The 17,626-nt window shown below is 70.5% G+C and carries 18 protein-coding genes and 2 pseudogenes; 6 read left to right on the top strand and 14 right to left on the bottom strand.

The window, feature by feature from the left end; genetic code table 11:
* Window positions 1–23 precede the first annotated feature (23 nt).
* Window positions 24–836: a L,D-transpeptidase family protein gene (locus tag QQK49_RS04460; RefSeq protein WP_284302893.1), complete on the bottom strand. Its 813-nt coding sequence runs from the start codon at window positions 834–836 to the stop codon at window positions 24–26.
* A gap of 149 nt (window positions 837–985) precedes the next feature.
* Here QQK49_RS04460 and QQK49_RS04455 point away from each other — a divergent pair, with 149 nt between their 5' ends.
* The gene (locus QQK49_RS04455; protein WP_284302892.1) at window positions 986–1,111 is read left to right on the top strand and encodes a hypothetical protein; all 126 of its coding nucleotides are present in this window, start codon (window positions 986–988) and stop codon (window positions 1,109–1,111) included.
* Between the two features lie 89 nt (window positions 1,112–1,200).
* Here the strand turns inward: QQK49_RS04455 and QQK49_RS04450 are convergent, their stop codons facing one another.
* Window positions 1,201–2,082: an HpcH/HpaI aldolase/citrate lyase family protein gene (locus tag QQK49_RS04450; RefSeq protein WP_284302891.1), complete on the bottom strand. Its 882-nt coding sequence runs from the start codon at window positions 2,080–2,082 to the stop codon at window positions 1,201–1,203.
* A gap of 5 nt (window positions 2,083–2,087) precedes the next feature.
* Window positions 2,088–3,163: pseudogene (locus tag QQK49_RS04445) on the bottom strand (HpcH/HpaI aldolase/citrate lyase family protein).
* Between the two features lie 271 nt (window positions 3,164–3,434).
* Between QQK49_RS04445 and QQK49_RS04440 the strand changes: the two are divergent.
* From QQK49_RS04440 to QQK49_RS04430, 3 genes are read left to right on the top strand one after another with little or no spacing between them, the layout of a single operon-like run.
* Window positions 3,435–4,160, top strand: coding sequence for a DedA family protein (locus QQK49_RS04440; protein ID WP_284302890.1), 726 nt, complete (start codon window positions 3,435–3,437; stop codon window positions 4,158–4,160).
* 43 nt (window positions 4,161–4,203) lie between these two features.
* Complete coding sequence (locus tag QQK49_RS04435) at window positions 4,204–5,487, top strand: magnesium transporter MgtE N-terminal domain-containing protein (protein ID WP_284302889.1); 1,284 nt, start codon at window positions 4,204–4,206, stop codon at window positions 5,485–5,487.
* Between the two features lie 18 nt (window positions 5,488–5,505).
* Window positions 5,506–6,102 (top strand): DUF1003 domain-containing protein, encoded by a 597-nt coding sequence (locus QQK49_RS04430; protein ID WP_284305822.1) that lies wholly within the window; start codon window positions 5,506–5,508, stop codon window positions 6,100–6,102.
* A gap of 25 nt (window positions 6,103–6,127) precedes the next feature.
* Here QQK49_RS04430 and QQK49_RS04425 read toward each other — a convergent pair whose 3' ends face one another.
* The 3 genes from QQK49_RS04425 to QQK49_RS04415 form a co-directional block, all read right to left on the bottom strand.
* Window positions 6,128–6,766, bottom strand: a complete 639-nt coding sequence (locus tag QQK49_RS04425; RefSeq protein WP_284302888.1) for a hypothetical protein — start codon at window positions 6,764–6,766, stop codon at window positions 6,128–6,130.
* Window positions 6,763–7,266 carry a SigE family RNA polymerase sigma factor gene (locus QQK49_RS04420; RefSeq protein ID WP_284302887.1) on the bottom strand — a complete coding sequence of 168 codons (504 nt, stop codon included), beginning with the start codon at window positions 7,264–7,266 and terminating at the stop codon, window positions 6,763–6,765. Before QQK49_RS04420 ends, QQK49_RS04425 begins: the two co-directional genes overlap by 4 nt.
* 85 nt (window positions 7,267–7,351) lie before the next feature.
* Entirely contained in the window at window positions 7,352–8,617 is a 1,266-nt protein-coding gene (locus QQK49_RS04415) for a purple acid phosphatase family protein (protein ID WP_284302886.1), read from the bottom strand.
* Window positions 8,618–8,747: 130 nt separating this feature from the next.
* Here QQK49_RS04415 and QQK49_RS04410 point away from each other — a divergent pair, with 130 nt between their 5' ends.
* The gene (locus QQK49_RS04410) at window positions 8,748–9,881 is read left to right on the top strand and encodes an Mrp/NBP35 family ATP-binding protein (RefSeq protein ID WP_284302885.1); all 1,134 of its coding nucleotides are present in this window, start codon (window positions 8,748–8,750) and stop codon (window positions 9,879–9,881) included.
* Window positions 9,882–9,961: 80 nt separating this feature from the next.
* Here the strand turns inward: QQK49_RS04410 and QQK49_RS04405 are convergent, their stop codons facing one another.
* Window positions 9,962–10,318, bottom strand: coding sequence for a twin-arginine translocase TatA/TatE family subunit (locus QQK49_RS04405; RefSeq protein ID WP_284302884.1), 357 nt, complete (start codon window positions 10,316–10,318; stop codon window positions 9,962–9,964).
* A gap of 100 nt (window positions 10,319–10,418) precedes the next feature.
* On the bottom strand, window positions 10,419–11,003 hold the full coding sequence (gene sigE, locus QQK49_RS04400) for an RNA polymerase sigma factor SigE (RefSeq protein WP_431310508.1): 585 nt from the start codon (window positions 11,001–11,003) through the stop codon (window positions 10,419–10,421).
* A gap of 279 nt (window positions 11,004–11,282) precedes the next feature.
* Between sigE and QQK49_RS04395 the strand changes: the two genes are divergently transcribed.
* Window positions 11,283–11,918 (top strand): O-methyltransferase, encoded by a 636-nt coding sequence (locus QQK49_RS04395; protein ID WP_284302882.1) that lies wholly within the window; start codon window positions 11,283–11,285, stop codon window positions 11,916–11,918.
* An 88-nt stretch (window positions 11,919–12,006) separates the two neighbouring features.
* Here the strand turns inward: QQK49_RS04395 and QQK49_RS04390 are convergent.
* The 6 genes and pseudogenes from QQK49_RS04390 to ahpF form a co-directional block, all read right to left on the bottom strand.
* Window positions 12,007–12,185: pseudogene (locus tag QQK49_RS04390) on the bottom strand (DUF3117 domain-containing protein).
* A gap of 181 nt (window positions 12,186–12,366) precedes the next feature.
* A complete protein-coding gene (locus QQK49_RS04385) occupies window positions 12,367–13,761 on the bottom strand; it encodes a hypothetical protein (protein ID WP_284302881.1) in 1,395 nt (464 codons plus the stop codon).
* A gap of 259 nt (window positions 13,762–14,020) precedes the next feature.
* The gene (locus QQK49_RS04380) at window positions 14,021–14,308 is read right to left on the bottom strand and encodes a DivIVA domain-containing protein (RefSeq protein WP_284302880.1); all 288 of its coding nucleotides are present in this window, start codon (window positions 14,306–14,308) and stop codon (window positions 14,021–14,023) included.
* 207 nt (window positions 14,309–14,515) lie between these two features.
* Window positions 14,516–15,259, bottom strand: coding sequence for an LOG family protein (locus tag QQK49_RS04375; RefSeq protein ID WP_284302879.1), 744 nt, complete (start codon window positions 15,257–15,259; stop codon window positions 14,516–14,518).
* 102 nt (window positions 15,260–15,361) lie between these two features.
* Window positions 15,362–16,273 (bottom strand): LysR substrate-binding domain-containing protein, encoded by a 912-nt coding sequence (locus QQK49_RS04370; protein WP_284302878.1) that lies wholly within the window; start codon window positions 16,271–16,273, stop codon window positions 15,362–15,364.
* Between the two features lie 7 nt (window positions 16,274–16,280).
* Window positions 16,281–17,513, bottom strand: a complete 1,233-nt coding sequence (gene ahpF / locus QQK49_RS04365; protein ID WP_284305821.1) for an alkyl hydroperoxide reductase subunit F — start codon at window positions 17,511–17,513, stop codon at window positions 16,281–16,283.
* Window positions 17,514–17,626: the final 113 nt, after the last annotated feature.

Here is a 17,626-nt window from a genome sequence, read left to right as displayed (position 1 = left end):
GATGGGCTCCCGATGCTCCGCGGTCAGTACACCCAGACCCGGTCGTTATAGCGCAGGCCGCCCTTGGCCCACATCATGTCCATCGCCTTCATGCTGACGCGGGTGCAGCCGTGCGAGGCCGGGTAGCCGGGGATGTGGCCGTCGGTGACGCCGTGGACGGCGTATCCGCGGTGGAAGTACTTCGGGCGGTAGAGCTTTCCGAGCGGTGCCGTTCGCCATCCGTCCTGCTGCCGGAAGATGCGGTAGAGCCCGCGCGGCGTGGGGGTGGCCTTCGTGCCGGTGCTCGTGTTGATGACGTACTTCAGCTTGCCGTCGACGGCGAACAGGAGAACCTGCCTCTTCAGGTCCACCTCGAGGACCCGGCCTCGGGCGCTCCTCGGCGTCGGTCGGATGCCTCGGTCGAGAGCCGCCCAGGTCGCCGGCCCGGTCACCCCGTCCCGCCCCAACCCGGCGACCTTCTGCAGCGCCATCACGGCCTGCGCGGTCGTGTGGTCGTACCGCCCGCTCGGCGCGCCCAGCCAGTACCCCAGCTTCGCCAGACGGGTCTGCAGCGTCGTGACGGCGACCCCTCGCGCCCCGGGACGCAGCAGCGGCCGCGACCCCGCCACCGTCGTGGGCGCCGGCTTCGTCGTCGGCTTCGGTGCCGGTTTGGGCGTGGGCTTCACGGTCGGCTTGGGTGTGGGCTTCACCGTCGGCGACGGCGCCGGGGTGGGTGCGGCCACCGACCTCGTGACCGAGGGGGACGATCCGGCGGTCGCCGGCGCGGCCCCCGTGACGACCGGAATCCCGGCCAGCCCGGCGGCCAGGACGATGGTGATGAGACGACGACGAGACATGCTTCCCCCTGTGTGGAACACGCTGCCCGGCAGTAGGCAGCCCCCGCGGGGCCCTCCCCGCGTGACCGATCGTCGAATCACCGATCAGGTCTGACGTCCAAGTTACTCGGTCCAGATCACGAGTCGGTGCCTACCGAGGTCACGCCCTGGTGACGGCCGACACCCCGCGCGACGGCCCTCGCGCAGAGGCCGTGAAGCCGTTCGTCACCGGCCCCAAGACGATCATGAGGGCGTCCACGGACGTCGCCGAGATCGTCATGGGAGGCACGCCCTGACCGACCACGTCGGATCCGAGAAACGCCGAAACCGCCGGCTATAGGCGGCGGTTTCGGCGTAGACCCGGTCGGAGGGGTGGAGGCTCGGCTCAGGAGTCGGCTTGCAGCGCCTGGATCGCGTCGTGGATGGTCAGCGTGCGCTGGGCCGACTCGACGTGCAGGCTCTCGACCATCTTGCCGTTGTAGGTGACGACGCCCGTCCCCTTGCCGGCCTCCCACGCCTCGAGGATGCCCCGCGCGTCGGTCACGGCCTGCTCGCTCGGGGCGAACGCGGAGTTGGCGCCCTCGACCTGACCCGGGTGGATCAGGGTCTTGCCGTCGAAACCCATCTCGCGGCCCTGGGCGCACTCGGCGAGGAACCCCTCGGTGTTCTTCACGTCGTTGTAGACGCCGTCGAGGATCGCCTTGCCCTCCGCCCGGGCGGCGAGCAGCGCCAGCCCCAGCCCCGTCAGCAGCGGCACACGGCCGGGCACGTGCTCGGCGTACAGCTCCTTGACGAGGTCGTTGGTGCCCATGACCAGCACCGACAACCGGTCGGAGGCGGCGGCGATCTCGTGGACGCGCAACATCGCGATGGGCGTCTCGACCATCGCCCACAGTGTCGTCTTCTCCGGGGCCCCGGCCTTCTCCATCGCGCCGACCAGCTGCCGCACCTCCTCGGCCGAGTTCACCTTGGGGACGACGATCGCGTCGGGGCCCGCCTTCGCCGCTGCGGCCATGTCGGCCTCGTGCCACCGGGTGCCGATGCCGTTGACCCGGATCGTCAGCTCTCGGCGTCCGTACTCTCCGCTCGCGGCAGCGGCGCAGGCCGCCTCGCGCGCGCCCTCCTTGGCGTCGGGGGCGACGGCGTCCTCCAGATCGAGGATGAGCCCGTCGCAGGGGAGCGTCTTGGCCTTCTCCAGCGCTCGAGCGTTGGAACTCGGCATGTACAGCACCGAGCGGCGCGGCCGGAACACGGTGTCCTGATCCATGGTGTTCAGCCCTTCATCCCGTAAGCGGCGGCGAGTTCGGGGTCGCCCTCGGCGAGTTGCTCCGCGAGCCGCACCATGACCAGGCACTGCTTGAGCGAGGCGTCGTCCTCCATCTTGCCGTCCAGCATCACCGCGCCGGTGCCGTCACCCATCGCCTCGACGACGCGCTTGGCGTGCTCGACGTCCTCGGGGGCCGGCGAGAACACCCGCTTGGCGATCTCGATCTGCTTCGGGTGCAACGTCCATGTACCGACACAACCAAGGAGGAAGGCGTTACGGAATTGGTCCTCACACCCGACCACGTCGGTGATGTCTCCGTACGGGCCGTAGTACGGGAAGATCCCGTGCATCGCACACGCGTCGACCATGCGCGCGATCGTGTAATGCCACAGGTCCTGCTGGTAGGTGGAGCGAGGCGTCTGCTCGCCGTGGACGTCGTAGCCGTCGTCCGTCTTGGCCGCGTCCGAGCGCACGAGGTAACCGGGGTGTCCGCCGCCCACCCGCGTCGTCTTCATGCGGCGGTCGGCGGCGAGGTCGGCCGGGCCGAGCGAGATGCCCTGCATGCGCGGCGACACACCGCAGATCTCCTCGACGTTGGCCATGCCGCGGGCGGTCTCGAGGATGGCGTGCACGAGGATCGGCCGCTGCACGCCCGCCTTGGCCTCGAGCTGCGCCAGCAGCCGGTCGACGTAGTGGATGTCCTCGGCCCCCTGCACCTTGGGCACCATGACCACGTCGAGCTTGTCCCCGATCTCCGTGACGAGGCGGGTGAGGTCGTCGAGCACCCACGGCGAGTCCAGGGCGTTGACCCGCGTCCACAGCTGCGAGGTGCCGAAGTCGGTCTCCCTGCCGATCGTCACGAGGCCCTCGCGCGCGGCCTCCTTGTTGTCGGCCTTGATCGCGTCCTCGAGGTTGCCGAGCAGCACATCGACGGTGCCCGCCATCGCCGGCACCTTGGCGGCCATCTTGGCGTTGCTCGGGTCGAAGAAGTGGATGGCCCGGCTGGGCCGGCTCGGGATCTCCCGCAACGGGGTGGGGGCCCCGACCGCGAGGGGGCGAAGAAGTCCTTGGCACTGCGCATGTGGCGATGTCCTCCCACGTCGTCGTGTCTGCCGGACGCGACCGGTCCCCGGGACGGAGCACCGGGCGGGGCGGCGCGTTTCGAGAGCTGGGCAGCCTGCTTTTTCGAGACTAGCAGCGGCCTCGCGATCAGCACTTTCGGTGAACGAGACCCTCGTCACGGAGCTTCCCGCCCCCTCCTCGACCGACTCCCCACGCACCATTGGTCCAGCGAACTCTCAGCCTCCGGCGGTCTAATGACGTGTCACCCCACCTCCAGCAAGGACGTCCGAATGCTTTCCCCGGCACCGTTTCTCGCCGCCGCCGCCTCCCCTCCCACGGACGGCATCGCCGGTTGGGCGGTCTCCATCATGGAGGCGCTCGGTGCCCCTGGTGTGGCCGTGCTCGTCGCGCTGGAGAACATCTTTCCGCCGATCCCCAGCGAGGTGTTCCTCCCCCTCGCCGGCTTCACCGCCGGCGTGGGGTCGATGTCGTTGACCGCGGCCATCGTCTGGGCCACCGTGGGTTCCCTGGTCGGCGCCTGGGCGCTGTACTGGCTCGGGGTCGTCCTCGGCCGCGACCGGCTCATCCACATCATCGACAAGATGCCGATGGTCGACGTCGACGACATGGTCAAGGCCGAGAGCGTGTTCAACCGGCACGGCAGGTCGGCGGTGTTCTTCGGACGACTCATGCCCATCGTGCGGAGCCTGATCTCCATCCCCGCCGGGCTCGAACGCATGCCGTTCGTACAGTTCTCGATCTTCACGTTCCTCGGCAGCCTCGTGTGGAACGCCGCCCTCATCTGCGCCGGGTACTGGCTGGGTGACCAGTACGACGTCGTGCAGAACTACGTGGGCTACTTCCAATGGGTGATCGTCGCCGTCATCGTGGTGGTCGTGGTCTGGTACGTCGTCAAGCTCGTGCGACGCCACCGCGGCAAGGGGACGACACCGACCGGGACACCTCCTCCCACTGAGCTGCGCCACCGATCGGGCGTGTCCGGTCCCGTCGCGTGATCGGCGCCAGGGGCGCTGACGTGCCGGGTTGTACCCTGCCAACGTGAGTCAGAGCACCCGGGTCTTCGTCGCGCGCATGGCGGGTCTCGCCGTCTTCGATCCTCTCGGCGACCAGGTCGGCGTCGTCCGTGACGTCATCGTGACGTTCACCTCCACCCGGCGACGGCCGCTGGCGGTCGGGCTCGTCGTCGAGGTCGCAGGGCGTCGGCGCGTCTTCGTGCCCCTCACCCGCGTCACCAGCATCGACGCCGGACAGGTCATCACGACGGGCCTGGTCAACATGCGCCGGTTCGAGCAACGCCCCACCGAGGTGCGTGTCGTCGCCGAGTTGCTCGACCGCAGCGTCACCGTGCAGGAGATCGACGAGGAGGCCTACTCCGCCACCGTCGAGGACGTCGCGATCGAGCGGGTCCGCACCCGTGAGTGGTCGGTGGAGAAGATCTTCGTCCGCAAGACCCCGCCCGGGGAGAAAGCCTCGCGATTCCGTATCACCCGGCGACGCGGCGAGACCGCCCTCGTCGACGTCGATCGCGTCATCGGTCTGCGGGGTCACGAACCCGACCAGCGGGCCGACCTGCTGCTCGACGACGTCGACCACATGAAGGCCGCCGACCTCGCCGAGATGATCCGCGATCTGCCGCCCCACCGGCGCATCCACGTGTCGCGCGCACTCACCGACGAGAAGCTCGCCGACGTCCTGGAGGAGCTGCCCGAGGAGGAGCAGATCCAGATCCTCGCCTCGCTCGAGGGCGAGCGCGCCGCCGATGTCCTCGAGGAGATGCAGCCCGACGACGCCGCCGACCTGCTCTCCGAACTCACGCCCGAGGCGCAGGAGCGATACCTGCGGATGATGGAACCGGACGAGGCGGAGGACATTCGGCGCCTGCTCACCTACGACGAGGACACCGCCGGCGGTCTCATGACGACCGAGCCCGTGATCCTCCCGCCCGAGGCGACGATCGCGGAGGCGTTGGCGTCGGTGCGCCGCACCGAGATCTCCCCCGCGCTGGCCGCCATGGTGTACGTCTGCCGGGCTCCCACCGAGACCCCGACGGGCAAGTTCCTCGGCATCGTCCACATCCAGCGGCTGCTGCGAGAACCACCGCACGAGTCCGTCGGCTCGGTCGTCGACAAGGATGTCGAACCGCTCGCCCCGACGGATCCGGTGGGGACGATCACGCGCGAGTTGGCGACGTACAACCTCGTGAGCCTGCCCGTCGCCGATGAGGACGGACACCTGCTCGGCGCGGTCACCGTCGACGACGTGCTCGACCACCTGCTGCCCGAGGACTGGCGCGAGAACCGACACGAGGTGACGCATGGCTGACTCCCCTCCCGCGGCCGACTGGACCAGCCGCGTGAGTCGACCCGTCGTCCCATCCGCATCCCCCGGATGGATCCCGAGGGTTTCGGGCGGGCGAGCGAGGGCTTCGCACGGTTCATGGGAACTCCGCAGTTCCTGCTCTACATGACCGTGTTCGTCACCGTGTGGCTGGCGTGGAACACGTTCATGCCGGAGTCGGCCCAGTTCGACCCGCGCGCGCTCAACTACACGTTGCTGACGTTGATCCTCTCGCTGCAGGCCAGCTACGCCGCCCCGCTCATCCTGCTCGCGCAGAACCGGCAGGACGACCGCGACCGGGTCGGTCTGGAGCAGGATCGTGCCCGCGACGAACGCAACCTCGCCGACACCGAGTACCTCACCCGTGAGGTCGCGGCGCTGCGCATCGCCCTGCGCGACGTGGCCACCCGTGACTTCGTGCGCTCCGAGCTGCGTGACCTGCTCGAGGAGATGGACGAACGCCGTGGCGCCGACGACGGCGAGGACTCCCCCGACGACGCCGACCGTCGCCCGCGCAAGAAGAAGAAGGCCAAGGCGCGCCGCATGGAGTCCGACGACCCGCTCGACGCGGGAAGTCCTCCGCAGCCGCAGGGCCCCTGATCCTGCGACCCGGCGGCGTTCGGGCTCAGCCGAGTTCGACGTCTCCGGCCCAGAACCCCTCCGTGGCCGTGATGCCCGCGCCTCGGCAGGCCGAGGGCACGGCGGCACCATACCCGCCCCCGATCCGCAGCGGCGGTCCGGGCCGGTCCGGCGTCCCCAACCGCACGACCCGCGTGCCGTCGGGACGGACCAGGTAGGTGCCCTCCTCGGTCGTCTCGGAGGAGTATCCCTGCGGCCAGATCACCGGGACGAGGTCATCGTTCGGTCCCACGACGGCGACGCACCCGGGCGCCATCACCACGGTCGGGCCGTCGAGCAGCGCCTCCATCCCGGTTCCTCCGTGCGCCGGCAACCGCTCCTCAACCGGTATCGGCCCCGGATCACGAGTCGCCGTGGTCGTCGCGTCTCCGGCCGCCTGCTGCGCCGGCGCCCCGACCGGGTCGGCACCCCCGAGCATGGCCGCCCACGGAAGGACGAGTGCGACCAGCAAACCGGCCGCGGCCGCGCCGAGGATCCACGACCGACGTGGTCGTCGCGACCGGGTGCCGAGCTCGCTCGCCTGCTCGGCCGGCTCACGCACCGTCCGCGGGTCGAAGGCCGGCGCGTCGTCGGCGAGTCTCCGCAGGTCACGGCGGAGGTCGTCCAGGTAGTGCTCGGATCTCATCGCGTGCTCCCTTCGACGGCGGGGTCGACGCGCAGATGCGCGAGCGCCCGCGAAGTGTGCGACTTCACCGTTCCGGTGCCGATGCCGAGGGCCTGCGCGGTGGCATCGACCGACACGTCCTCCAGGAATCGCAGGACCACCACGGCCCGTTGCGCCCGCGGAAGGGCGAGCAGTGCGTCGTGCAGGGCCACGCGGTCCACCCAGTTCTCCTCCGGCGCATCGGTCTTCGCCGAAGACCCTGCTACGTCCTGATCCGCGCCCGGGCGTTCGCCCCACATCCGCCGCCGGCGGGTCGAGACGAACTCCCGCACGAGGACCGTGCGGGCATACGCGCCGGGTTCGGTCTCGATGCGGTGCCATGCCTTCCACGTCGAGAGCAACGCCGACTGGACCAGGTCCTCGGCATGTCCGACGTCGCGGGTCAGCACCCAGGCCGCCCGGTGCAGGCCAGGGCCGCAGGCGCGCACGAAGTCCTCGAACGAGGTCCGCGCTCTCTCCATGTCCTCAGTGACGCATCCACGGGCACCATCGGTTGTCATCGACACGCGCCCGCGGCGTCACCGGCCACCCCGCCGCGCACCGACGTCAGCGCTGCAGCGTCACGGAGTCCACGCGAGCGCCGCGGTCGTCGTAGGTGGTGGCGACGAGGCTGGTCGGGCTGGTCGTCACCGCCGTGTACGACGGGCGCATCCCCTGGTGTCGGACGGCGGCCCACGGCACCTTCCCCTCGAGCGCGTAGTGCTTGCTCCCGGAGGACGAATCCAGCGTCAGGTACATCACCTCGCGTGGTCCCGGTCGCACGGTGGCCGGAGCCGGCCCGGTCCTGTGCGAGACCGCCGCACCCGTCATGAGGTGGGTGCGCACGTAGCTGTGGTCGTGCCCGGAGAGGACGAGGTCGACACCGAGCCGGCTGAACTCGGGCGTGAGTCGTGCCCGGAACGCGCGCACGTCGGCGTCGTGCAGGTGCCCGGCTCCCGAGAACGGGGCGTGGTGCATGACGACGACGATCCACCGCGCGGGGTTCGCCGCGACGACCCGACGGAGGTGATCGCGGTGCACCTCGACGCGCTTCTCGTTCGAGTTGAGACCGACGACCAGCGTCGCACCGTCGACGAAGTGGTAGTCGCCCGTTCCGGCGACGGTTCGACCCGCCGGCGCCAGGCCGGGCAGATGCACATGCTCGCCGTACGTGGTGCTCCGGCGGGCCACGTCGTGATTGCCCGGTACGGTGGCCAGGCGGTACCCCCGCAGCCGGGTGGGCGCGTAGAAGGCGTCCCATTCGCTCACGGACCTCGGGTCGTTCACCTGGTCGCCCACGCTGAGCAGAAACCGGGCGCGGGGGTGGCGTGTCGTGGCCGATTCCACGGTCCGGCGCCAGCCGTCGGCTCCCCGCACGCTCCGCCCCCGGTGCGCGAGTTGCGGATCCCCCAGGGCGATGAACGTGCCGTGGTCGCCCGCCGGAACCGTGAAGGTGCCCGTGCTCGACCACCCACCGCGACCCGAGCCGACCCGATAGAGGTAGGTCCTGCCAGCCTCGAGCCCCGCGACGACAGCCCTGAGCCCGACCCATCCACGCTCCGAGGTGCGGTGGGCGCGTGCCGGGACCGTGCGCGCCGGCCCGGACCAGCGCCCGTCCGCCGGGCGCTGCCTGACCTGCACCGACTGGCCCGAGACGGCGCGTGCGTACCAGGACAGGTGGTGAACGGTCGAGGTCGCTCCCACCTGCAGACTCACGTTCTTCACCCGACTCGCGGCCTGTGCGACACCGGCCGAGGTCCCCAGCCCCGACGCCGTCGTCAGCAGCACCACCATGACGACCGCGATCATCGCGCGGCCCACCCGTTCGATCATCGATCCCCCTCCTCGGGCGAGACACCCGTGCCACTGTGCACGCGCCGGGTGACGCGGACATGAACGACGACGGACCCCCGGCCTCCGCCCCGTGCTCGACCCACCCCCGGCGCCCCATAGAGTGGGTGACATGTCAGCCCCCACCAAGGAGACCCTGCTCCAGGCCCTCGCCGGGGTCGAGGACCCGGAGATCCACCGCCCCATCACCGAGCTCGGCATGGTCGAGGACGTCTCGGTCGACGACGCCGGCCGCGCGACCGTCACGATCCTGCTCACGGTCGCGGCGTGTCCCCTCAAGGACACCCTGTCGCAGAACACCCACAAGGCGCTCGCGGCGGTCGACGGCGTGACCTCGGTCGACGTCACTCTCGGCGTGATGAACGACGAGCAGCGAACCGCCCTCAAACAGCATCTGCGCGGCGGCCAGGCCGAGCGTGAGATCCCCTTCGCCAGGCCCGATTCGCTCACCCGTGTCTATGCGATCGCCTCGGGCAAGGGCGGCGTCGGCAAGTCCTCGGTGACCGCCAACCTCGCCGCGGCCCTGGCCGAGTCCGGGCTGCGCGTGGGCGTGGTCGACGCCGACATCTACGGGTTCTCCATCCCCCGCATGATGGGTGTGGACTACCCGCCGACCCAGGTCGACGACATGATCATGCCGCCCGAGGCCAAGGGCGTGAAGGTCATCTCCGTCGGGATGTTCGTGCCCGGCAACCAGCCCGTCGTGTGGCGCGGGCCGATGCTGCACCGCGCGCTGCAGCAGTTCCTCGCCGACGTGTACTGGGGCGACCTCGACGTCCTGCTCCTCGACCTGCCGCCCGGCACCGGCGACGTCGCGATCTCCGTGGCCCAGCTCATCCCCGGCGCCGAGATCATCGTCGTCACGACGCCGCAGCAGGCCGCGGCCGAGGTGGCCGAGCGTGCCGGCTCCATCGCCACGCAGACCCACCAGCGCATCGTCGGCGTCATCGAGAACATGTCGTGGCTGGAGCTGCCGGACGGCACGCGGCAGGAGCTCTTCGGCTCCGGCGGCGGGCAACAGGTCGCCGAGTCCCTGGGCCGGATCGTCGGCACCGAGATCCCCCTGCTCGGGCAGATCCCCATCGACATCAGCCTGCGCGAGGGCTCCGACAGCGGCGCTCCCGTCGTGCAGTCCAACCCCGACGGCCCCGCCGGCGTCGCCCTGCGCGGCATCGCCAAGGGCCTGGCCACCCGCGCCCGCGGCCTGGCCGGTCGCAAGCTGGGCATCACTCCGCAGAACCGCTGACCGCAGCGCAGCACGAAGCAGGCCCCGCCGTTCTCGGCGGGGCCTGCTTCGTCGTCGTGATGCGTCGTCGGCGGACCGGGTCAGGTCGCGTCGGTGTCGAACGGAACGGGCCTGGCCGGGTCGTACACCGCGGCGGGCCGATAGGTGGGCCGATCCTGCGGCTCGTCCCGGGCGGGCTCGTCGTCGTCCTCGAGCGGCTCGGCCAGCGCCTCACGCACGATCCGGCGCGGGTCGTACTGACGCGGGTCGTAGGACTTCCAGTCGATGTCGTCGAACTCCGGGCCCATCTGCTCGCGCAGCTGCCCCTTGGCTCCCTCGGCCATCTTGCGCGCCTCACGCACGAAGTGCTTGACCTTGGCCAGCACCTCCGGCAGTCGCTCGGGGCCGATCAGCAGAAAGGCGAGGACGAGGATGACGCCGAACTCTCCAGCACCCACCCTGTGCGCTCCTCACCCGATCCGCTCTGCGGCGCCGAGGTCCGGCGCAGTGCCATTCAAGCACCGACGTCGTGGCGGCCGAAACCCGCCACGTGAACTCTCAGTGAGCGAGGACCGTCTGCGAGGAGAGCGCGGGAAGGCGGGTGGCCTTGGATCGGGCGGACGTCGGAGCCCGGTGCGCCAGGGACTCGCGCAGCAGCGACCGGCCCCGGTGGATGCGCGAGCGGACGGTGCCGAGCTTGACCCCGAGGGCCGCCGCGGTCTCCTCGTACGTCAGACCCTCGATGTCGCACAGCACGACGGCCGCGCGGAACTCGGGCGAGAGCGCATCGAGAGCGCGCTGGACGTCGTCGTCGAAGTGGGTGTCGTCGTACTCCTGCGCCGGGCCACGGGCCTTGCTGGGCAGACGCGCGGCGGCGTCCTCCGAGAGGGCGTCGAAGCGGATGCGCTGCTTGCGCCGCATCCGGTCGAGGAAGAGGTTGGTGGTGATGCGGTGCAGCCAGCCCTCGAACGTTCCGGGCTGGTAGGAGCCGAGCGAGCGGAACACGCGGATGAAGACGTCGTGTGTGAGGTCCTCGGCGTCGTGCTGGTTGCCGGTGAGGCGGTAGGCGAGCCGGTAGATGCGGGCGGAGTGGTCCCGGACCACCTCGTCCCACGACGGCTGCGTCCACGCGCCATCTGACACCGCGTCACTCGACGCAGTGGTGGTTCGAGCGGGGGTCGGTGTGGAGACCACGTCGGTCCTTCGGCTGGAGTGGGGTCCCGGGACGGAACCCATCGACCCCTCGATTGTCCCGACTCAACCTGGGAGGACGCTGGACAATGGTGACGAGTCCGCCCTGAATACCGCCGCGGGGCGGCCGACGGGACCACGGGATCCGGCGCTCGAACCGCTCCCCGCCGCCGCGGGCCGAGCGATCCGACCGGGGACGAGATGCGTGCGGATCCGGACTAGGCTGGCGCCATGAGCATGCAGAAGCCGGCGAGCTGGATCTATACCGAGGATTTCCTCACCGAGCCCCCGGCCGTCGAGGCCGCCCGCCGGCGCGGTGAGGAGCTCGGATGCTCCCCGGTGCTGCCCGGCGTCGGCGCGGCGCTGCGGCTGCTGGCCGCCTCCGGGCAGGCCCACACCGTCGTCGAGATCGGTACCGGCGCCGGCGTGTCGGGGCTGTGGCTGCTCGAGGGGATGCCCTCCGACGGTGTCCTGACCACTATCGACATCGAGGCCGAACACCACCGCGCCGCCCGCCAGTCGTTCGCCGCCGCCGGTCTCGCGCCGCAGCGCACCCGCATCATCACCGGGCAGGCACTCGACGTGCTGCCGCGCCTGGCCGACGGCGCCTACGACATGGTCGTCGTCGACGGTGACAAGCGGGAGTACCCCGACTACCTCGAGCAGGCGCTGCGCATCGTCCGCGTCGGCGGCGTGGTCGCCGTCGACAACATGCTCTGGCACGACCGCGTCGCCGACCCCGCCGCCCGCGATGAGACGACGACGATCCTGCGCACCCTCGGCAAGCGCCTGCGCGACGACGAGCGTCTACAGACGACCCTGCTCCCCGTCGGTGACGGTCTGCTGGTCTCGGTGCGTCTGGCCTGACCCCGTAGGTGGGGTTCGATCACCCGCCGACGACACGAAGGAGCCCCCGCCGGATCGGCGGGGGCTCCTTCGAAATGCGGGCGATGTGTCAACGAGAAGGGACAGCCTCGCACCCGTCGATGGCGGCGCCGAGCTCGGCGGCCTCGTCGGGGGACATCTCGACGACCAGGCGCCCGCCCCCTCGATGGGCATGCGCAGCACGATGCCGCGACCCTCCTTGGTGACCTCGAGCGGCCCGTCACCAGTCCTCGGCTTCATCGCGGCCATGGGTACCCTCTTCCTTCTCAACCAGAGCGGACGTGGGGCGGATCCGGCCAGGACCCGGCGCCTCACGGACCCCAGTATCTCCCACCCTCACCCCCGAGCGAAATCTGACAGGCGGCTCCCCGGGACGAACCGCGCTCGCCACCAGGGCGGGTGCCGTCCTTCACCGGTGCCACCACGTGGATCACGGCGGGTTGTCGGCCGGTGGCGTGAAGTGCCAGATGACGTCGACCCACCACCACTGGAGCGCCAGGTTGAGGATGACTCCGGCGGCGACCAGCCACCACAGCCGGGCGTCGTAGCGTTCGGCCACGGTGGCCACGGAGTCGCTCTCGTCGTCCACCCCGGGGATCGGCCGCGGTGGGCCGAAGCCACGTCCGAGCAGGACCACCGCGATCGGGAACTGGCAGAGCAGGTAGCGGAAGATGCTCGTGGAGGGGTCGAGCGAGGCGAAGAGGTAGAGCGAGTACGCGAACGACCACGCGCGCAGCTCCGGGCCGAGGGACCGCGCCCACGGGCCGAGGATGAGCCCGAAGGTGAGCAGCACGATCGCCGCGAGGGCGAGAGCGGCGACCAGCGGTCCCCCGTCGACCCAGTACGCCGCCATCCACTTGAAGAGCTTCCACCAGGGCTGGAACGGCTGGATCTCGGGGACGGCGCGCCAGGCCGCCATCGAGTCGGTGTAGGCGGTGGGCTTGCCCGTCCCGAGCCAGGCGAGGGCCGGCCACATCAGACCGGACAGGCCGCAGGCGACCAGCGCGGTGAACATCTTGACCCACTCGGCCTTGCTCACCGGGCGCTCGTCGCGCTTGCGCCAGCGCAGGAACACGCAGACGCAGCCCACGAAGCCCAGGGGCAACGCGATCGGGCGGGCGATACCGGTGAACAGGGCCACGGCCGCGGCCGCGAGCCAGCGTTCACGGGCGAGGAAGTACAGGACGCCGCACAGCAGCAGGATCGCGATCGACTCGGTGTAGGCGACCTGCAGGACCGGGGCCGCCATGAACGTGGCCCACAGCGTGACGCCGGCGATGGCGACTCGGGGGCCCACACGATCCCGGAGCAGCACGGCGATGAGCACCGCGGCCCCGGCGCCGACCAGCAACGACACCGTGGACCCGACCTCGGCGAAGCCGCCACCCGTGAGCTGCATGAGGAACCGGGTCAGGTAGGGGAACAGCGGGTAGAAGGCCCACGGGTTCTGCCACAACCGGCCCGTCTCGGCGTCGGCCGGCATCACCGCCGGATAGCCGTCCTCGACGATCTGCCGATACCAGAACGCATCCCAGAGGACCGTCATCCGGAAGTAGGGGCTGCCGTGCTCGGCGAGGTTCCAGGTGACGTCCTGCTGCCAACCGCTGACGAGCGTGAGCACGACCGCCGAGAAGAGACGGGCCACGAAGTAGATCACGAGCGTGCCCACGATGAACGCCCGCGGCCGCTCGTACCACCGGTAGAGGACTCGCTGCAGCGCCGAGGGCGACCCGGCCTGCTGCGAACTCGTCCGTCCGCCCGAATCCGCCGCGAGTGCCGCCTTCGGCGAGCTCTCACCGGAGGTGGCGCCGACCGCACCCCTCATCGACATGCTCCGAGATCGACTCGACGCACGGCGTCCGCCTGCAGCACGGTGCTTCCTTCCGTCCGGGACTGGTCACGACAACTCGTGTCGACCGCGGCGGGATGGGCGGCCCGGGGCGTGAACGGTGTCGAGTCCGTCGGCCGTGGACGGGCCGAGAGACGACGTGGGCCCCCGCCCGCGGCGAATCGGGCCCACTGTACCCCCCGGTCATGACCGGTCCCCACGCGCGCACGCCCACGGGGCGTCGCCGACACTCGCGTCACGCCTTCGGTGTGTCGTCTGCGGGACCGTCCTGCCGATCCTCGTGTGCCGCACCGAGCCGCGCACGACCGGACGCGGGGTCGGACGCGTCCCGGCGCACGACCGGGAACATCGACACGGACCCGCCCGAGTGCTCCCCGTCCTCGGCGAAGAAGGGGTAGCGGGGTCCCTGGGCGGCGAGCTCCTCCTCGAGTTCGGCCATCCGCAGCCGGAGTCGATCGACGACCTCGTCGACCTGATCCATGCGATATCCCCGCAGGGCGACGTCGAAGCGCACGTGCTCCACGTCGTCGCTGACGATCTCCCCTCGGGCAACGCCCGGCCACCGACGGTGGAGGTGGGATCGCTGCGATGCACGGACAGGCGGGCGACGGCCCCGAAGCCGAGGGCGACGGCGAGACCGATGACGGTCAGGGCTGCGACGGCGATGAGGACGATCACCCGACGATGGTGTCACGCCACGGGGCTCGGGCGTACCGGCGCGCGGGCGTCCTCACTCGGGACGATGCGCGCGACGCTCCTCGTTGGCCGTGCGGATCAGGCGCACCGCCTCCTGCGGGTCGTCGGTGAGGTGCAGGAGGTCGACGTCCGCGGCGCTGATCGTGCCCTCCTCGACGGCGACGTCGCGCAGCCAGTCACGCAGGCCCTGCCAGTACGTGGTGCCGATGAGGACGATGGGGAAGGACGTCACCTTATGGGTCTGCACGAGGGTCAGCGCCTCGAACAGCTCGTCGAACGTGCCGAATCCGCCGGGGAGCACGATGAACCCCTCGGCGTACTTGACGAACATCGTCTTGCGGATGAAGAAGTACCTGAAGTTGACGCCGATGTGGACGTAGGAGTTGAGGCCCTGCTCGAAGGGCAACTCGATGCCCAGTCCCACCGACGTCCCGCCCGCCCGGTCGGCACCCTTGTTGACGGCCTCCATCGACCCGGGGCCCCCGCCGGTGATGACGGCGTACCCGGCCTCGACCAGTTCGGCGCCCACCTGCTCCCCCAGCGCGTACATGGGGTGGTCGGGTTTGGTGCGGGCCGACCCGAAGACGCTCACCGCGGGCCCGACCTCGGCCATGGCACCGAACCCCTCGACGAACTCCGCCTGGATCCGCATGACACGCCACGGGTCGGTGTGCAGCCAGTCGGCGGGCCCTCTGTTGTCCAGCAGCCGCTGGTCGGTCGTCGTCGTGGGGACGTGCTGCCCGCGCAGTGTCACGGGACCACGCTGATACGCGTTCATTCATCGAGGTTAGAGGAGGCCCCACCTGCGACGGAACCCGAACGCTCCTCACGGGGAGCCCGTCGCCTCACGTTCACCGGCCGCCTCGTTGCCCGTCGACGGCTATTCGCCGAGGGGTCGCGGGCCGTGCTGGGTGGCCGTGCGCAGGATGTCGGCCAGCTCCGTCATGAGGCCGCCGTGGACGCCGGCCCGCCGCCACCCGAGGGCGATGTCGCGGTAGGGCGCAGGGTCGGCGAAGGGGATGAGGTCGATCCCGTCGTACTGCGGCACCGGGGGCGCCACCGACAGTTGTGGCAGCAGGGTGATCCCGACCCCGGCGGCCACCATGTGGCGCAGGGTCTCCAGGCTCGTGGCCCGGAACCCGTCGCGCTCACCGGCACCGACCTGCGAGCAGACCTCGAGGGCCTGTTCGCGCAGGCAGTGCCCCTCGGCGAGCAGCAGGATGTCCTGACCGCGCAGGGCCCCGGTCGTCACGGGCCCACTCGTGGCCGCGAGCGGGTGACCGCTGGGGACCGCGAGGACGAAGTCCTCCCGGAACAGGGGCAGCGACTCGAAGGAGTCCTCGACCGGGGTGGCGAGGACGACGGCGTCGACCGAGCCGGCGTGGAGCATGTCGGTCAGCTCCGCGGTCCGTTCCTCGACGAGCAGGAGCCGCAGGTCGGGCAGTCGCCGGCGGATCTCCGGGACCACGTGGGGCAGGAGGTACGGGGCGAGGGTGGGGAACACGCCGAGGCGCAGGGTGCCGGCGCGGGGGTCGGTGGCGTATCGGGCGATGGCCCGGATCTCCTCGGTGCCTGCAAGGACGGTCTTGGCGCGGGCGAGGACCTGTTCACCGGCCATGGTGAACAGGACCCCGCGGGCGCCCCGCTCGATGAGCGGGGCGCCGAGGTCGGATTCCAGCTTCTTGATCTGGGTCGACAGGGTCGGCTGGCTGACGTAGCAGGCCGCTGCCGCCCGGCCGAAGTGCCGGTGTTCCGACAGCGCGACGAGGTATTCGAGGTCGCGCAGGTTCATCGCGGTCTCACGCGGGGGCGCTGGTGCGGATGAGGTGGTCGAAGGCCGTCAGTGCGGCGGTGGCTCCTCCGCCGAGGGCGACGACGATCTGCTTGGCCGGGGAGGAGGCGGCGTCTCCGGCGGCGACGACTCCGGGGACGTTGGTCTTGCCGTCCTCGTCGATGACGATCTCGCCGCGGTCGGTGAGTTCGACGGCGCCCTTGAGCCATTCGGTGTTGGGGAGCAGCCCGATCTGGACGAAGACGCCTTCGAGGTCGAGGTGCTCGGTCTCACCGGTGGTGCGGTCCTCGTAGTCGAGGCCGGTCACCTGGGCGCCGTCGCCGATGACTTCGGTGGTGCGGGCGGACAGGACGACGTCGACGTTGTCGAGGCTGCGGAGTTTGCGCTGGAGGACCTCGTCGGCGCGCATCTCGTCGAGGAACTCGATGAGGGTGACGTGGCCGACGACGCCGGCGAGGTCGATGGCTGCTTCGACGCCGGAGTTGCCGCCGCCGATCACGGCGACGCGCTTGCCCTTGAACAGGGGTCCGTCGCAGTGCGGGCAGAAGGTGACGCCCTTGTTGCGGTACTCGTCCTCGCCGGGAACGCCCATGGTGCGCCAGCGGGCGCCGGTGGCGAGCACGACGGTCTTGGCCGAGAGGGTGGCACCGTTGTCGAACTCGACCTCGTGGAGGGCGCCGTCGGAGGCGACCTTGAGGGCGCTGGCGGTGTGCCCCTTGAGGAGGTCGACGTCGTAGGCGTTGACGTGCTCTTCGAGGTGGGCGGCGAGCTTGGGGCCCTCGGTGTAGGGCACGGAGATGAGGTTCTCGATGGCCATGGTGTCGAGGACCTGCCCGCCGAAGCGTTCGGCGACGAGACCGGTGCGGATTCCCTTGCGGGCGGCGTAGATGGCGGCGGATGCGCCGGCGGGGCCGCCGCCGACGACGAGCACGTCGAAGGAGTCCATGCCGTTGAGGCGTTCGGCGTCGCGGGCGGAGGCTCCGGTGTCGATCTTGCCGACGATGTCGCGGGCGTCCATGCGGCCTTGGCCGAACAGTTCGCCGTCGAGGTACATGGTGGGGACGGCGAGGACGTTCTTCTCGGCGATCTCGTCCTGGAAGAGGGAGCCTTCGACGGCGGTGTGGCTGATCTTGGGGTTGAGCGCGGCCATGGTGTTGAGGGCCTGGACGACGGTGGGGCAGTTCTGGCAGCTCAGCGACATGTAGGTGACGAAGTGGTGTTCGGTGTCGACGGCCTTGATGGCGTCGAGGACCGATTCGTCCTCCTTCGGGGGTGCCCGCCGACTTGGAGCAGCGCGAGGACGAGGGAGGTGAACTCGTGGCCGAGGGGAAGTCCGGCGAAGGTGACGCGGGG

Origin of the sequence: Mobilicoccus caccae (assembly GCF_030161635.1) — a bacterium.
Classification (GTDB): domain Bacteria; phylum Actinomycetota; class Actinomycetes; order Actinomycetales; family Dermatophilaceae; genus Mobilicoccus; species Mobilicoccus caccae.
The sequence above is the reverse complement of the archived record's forward strand: the minus strand, read 5'-3'. Positions and strand labels throughout refer to the sequence as shown.

What these genes read in the sequence shown, in the direction of transcription:
- QQK49_RS04370 (WP_284302878.1), bottom strand. Translation starts at nt 16,273, where the DNA reads ATGAACCTGCGCGACCTCGAATACCTCGTCGCGCTGTCGGAACACCGG.
- QQK49_RS04395 (WP_284302882.1), top strand. Translation starts at nt 11,283, where the DNA reads ATGAGCATGCAGAAGCCGGCGAGCTGGATCTATACCGAGGATTTCCTC.
- QQK49_RS04410 (WP_284302885.1), top strand. Translation starts at nt 8,748, where the DNA reads ATGTCAGCCCCCACCAAGGAGACCCTGCTCCAGGCCCTCGCCGGGGTC.
- QQK49_RS04385 (WP_284302881.1), bottom strand. Translation starts at nt 13,761, where the DNA reads ATGAGGGGTGCGGTCGGCGCCACCTCCGGTGAGAGCTCGCCGAAGGCG.
- QQK49_RS04440 (WP_284302890.1), top strand. Translation starts at nt 3,435, where the DNA reads ATGCTTTCCCCGGCACCGTTTCTCGCCGCCGCCGCCTCCCCTCCCACG.
- QQK49_RS04420 (WP_284302887.1), bottom strand. Translation starts at nt 7,266, where the DNA reads ATGGAGAGAGCGCGGACCTCGTTCGAGGACTTCGTGCGCGCCTGCGGC.
- QQK49_RS04425 (WP_284302888.1), bottom strand. Translation starts at nt 6,766, where the DNA reads ATGAGATCCGAGCACTACCTGGACGACCTCCGCCGTGACCTGCGGAGA.
- QQK49_RS04375 (WP_284302879.1), bottom strand. Translation starts at nt 15,259, where the DNA reads ATGAACGCGTATCAGCGTGGTCCCGTGACACTGCGCGGGCAGCACGTC.
- QQK49_RS04460 (WP_284302893.1), bottom strand. Translation starts at nt 836, where the DNA reads ATGTCTCGTCGTCGTCTCATCACCATCGTCCTGGCCGCCGGGCTGGCC.
- QQK49_RS04450 (WP_284302891.1), bottom strand. Translation starts at nt 2,082, where the DNA reads ATGGATCAGGACACCGTGTTCCGGCCGCGCCGCTCGGTGCTGTACATG.
- QQK49_RS04415 (WP_284302886.1), bottom strand. Translation starts at nt 8,617, where the DNA reads ATGATCGAACGGGTGGGCCGCGCGATGATCGCGGTCGTCATGGTGGTG.